Genomic DNA, 2571 nt, shown 5'->3' with positions numbered 1-2571 from the left:
GAAAAAACTCTCTGATAGAAAACATAATTGCAGCAACTGTGGTTATGAAATAAATCGTGATATAGCTGCTGCAAAAGTAATCAGAAATAGAGGTTTAATAGCCGTGGGGCACGCGGTTAAAGAAAAAGCTTGTGGAGATGGTCTGACGGGGGTACAACTCAGTTTATTTGATTTGTTGCCTAGTTAAGAATCTGCGAGACAAGAATCTCCCGTTATAATCACCAGATTTAACGGTGAGAGTGTCAATATGTACCACTTTCTAACTGATGCTGCACCAGGGGACGCAAACTATTTAAACCAGCAGCGATCGCACTGCCATTGTGGACAACCGTAGCAATGAGAGGATGTAGTCCCACTGTCGAGGCCAACCCTAAAGCCACCAAATTTGGCCCTACTACCATAACAGTATTTTGTTCGATGAGATGCTTAGTCTGCTTGGCAATAGCGATCGCCTCCAACAAACTAGATAAATTATTATTCATCAACACCACATCTGCTGTTTCCCTCGCTACATCCGAACCATTTTCAAAAGAAACAGACACATCTGCATAAGCTAAAGCCACAGAATCATTTAACCCATCTCCCACAAAAGCCACAGTTTTTCCGGTGCGACGCAATTCTCGAACAATAGCAGCTTTTTGGTCAGGAAAAGCCTCAGCATGAACTTGAGACTCTGGGATTTTCAACTCTGTGGCCACCATCTTCGCCCTAACTTCGTTGTCCCCAGTCAGTAAATGTACTTCCATACCATACTCTTGTTGCAATCTCATAATCAGAGGCATACTTTCCGGACGCACTGGGTCTTTATATTGAATTGCCCCCTGAAACTCGCCATTGCAGGCCACATAAATCAAAGATAACCACTCAGAAACTGGGCATTCTTGGTCGGGATGGGCGCAACTTTCCTGAAAACAAGGATGATTTTCATAGAAGCAGTCCAAATCTACTCCTGCTTGAGTCAAAAATTTAGCACTGCCGACCAAAACATCCTGACCATTAATATCTACCTGAATACCCAGTCCTACTTTATAGTCCCACTCACCCCGTGGATAAATATTCACACCTTGTTCCTGAGCGTAACGGGCGATCGCCTCTGCCACTGGATGAGTAATACGTTGTTCCGCAGAAGCTGCTAAAGCCAAAACTTCTGTAGCACTCATTCGTCCTGATACTGTTTCTACTCCCACCACAGCAATATTACCTTGAGTCAAAGTACCAGTTTTGTCAAAAACAATAGTATCAATTTCCGCTAACATTTCCAGAGTACGACCACTCCTAACCAAAATACCGTGTCTGGTAGTATGGTTTAGCGCTCCCAAAAATGCGGTGGGGACTGATACTCGAATTCCTGTGACAAAGTCTAGGGTGAGAATAGATGCAGCTCTACTGGGGTCGCGAGTTGTGGCTAAGACAATGCCAGCTAATATCAACGACGGCAAAATTAATTTGTCTGCCATTTGAGAGGCATAGTTTGCCATTCTGGTGTCATGTACTGGAGCTTTTTGTAATAGTTCGATACTAGCAGCAGCGCGAGTTTGTTTGCCGACTCTTTCTGCTCGAATATAAATTTGACCGGAACGTACTAAAGTCGAAGCATAGACTAATATACCTGATTTTCCTACTACTGGCATTGACTCCCCGGTGAGTTGCTGTTGGTCAATGACTGCTTCACCTTGCAAGACTTCTCCATCTACTGGTATTTGTTCTCCTGGGTAAACTATGACTGTATCGCCTCGTTTGACTTGGTCGCTTGGTATTTGTTGTTCTTCTCCATCTCTTTCTACCCAGGCAAAACGTCCGATGGTGTCTAATAGGTCTGAAGTTTGGTGTTCGGTGGATCTGGCTGTTTGTTCGCGTATCACATCCCCCAATTCGTGGAGAGTTAATACTAATGCGGGGGTTAATACTTTGCCTTGGATGGCACCGAGGGTTAGGGAGAGGAAGTCGAGACAGTCTATATTCAGGCAATGTTCGATTAATAAGCTCTGGAACGCTCGTTTGACAACTGGGAAGGCGGCAATGGCCAAGGCGCTAAAACTCAGTTGTGGGGAAATTGGTAATTTTAATGGTCCGCCGAGGAAAGCTAAGAGGGTTGCTAGACCTGGTATTACTAAACTTGACCATTCTCCTTCATTTTCGTCTTCTGTTTCTGGTGGTGTTTGGGAGTTAACTTTTTTTTTGACAACTGTTACGGTAGAGCGATTGACGTTTTCTATTAGAGATATAAGATGGTCTAGTATTTCTGCTTCTGATTTGCCTTTGGTCTGATAATTAATGGCGATCGAACTTGCTGCTTGGTTAATGCGAGTTTGTTTGACGTGGATATCTGATTCTAATAATGTTTGTACATTGTCAGTATAGTTTTTGTCTAGACTCAAGCGCATGACGCGAAGTCTGACTCTTCCGGGAATGCCATGAACTAATGATATTGTGGGAGTTTTGACTGTTACTGTTGATTTTGACCCTGATTGTTGTGATTTGATAGTTTGCATGGTTTTAGTTGATTTCTCTTGGTTCCGGGTGAGAATGTGGCTTCATTAATTGATCATTGATAATGGATAATTGATAATA

Annotated in this window: 2 protein-coding genes; one reads left to right on the top strand and one right to left on the bottom strand. The window is 43.2% G+C overall.

Annotated features, from left to right (window positions below; genetic code table 11):
- Positions 1–187 (top strand): zinc ribbon domain-containing protein (locus F6K13_RS27890; protein WP_287289118.1); only part of this gene is annotated, 187 nt, incomplete at its 5' end.
- 55 nt (positions 188–242) lie between these two features.
- On the opposite strand, the gene F6K13_RS27885 is transcribed toward F6K13_RS27890, so the two are convergent.
- Positions 243–2492, bottom strand: coding sequence for a heavy metal translocating P-type ATPase (locus tag F6K13_RS27885; RefSeq protein WP_124143196.1), 2250 nt, complete (start codon positions 2490–2492; stop codon positions 243–245).
- Between the last annotated feature and the right edge of the window lie 79 nt (positions 2493–2571).

Origin of the sequence: Okeania sp. SIO2B9 (assembly GCF_010672505.1) — a bacterium.
Lineage (GTDB): Bacteria > Cyanobacteriota > Cyanobacteriia > Cyanobacteriales > Microcoleaceae > Okeania > Okeania hirsuta.
The sequence above is the reverse complement of the archived record's forward strand: the minus strand, read 5'-3'. Positions and strand labels throughout refer to the sequence as shown.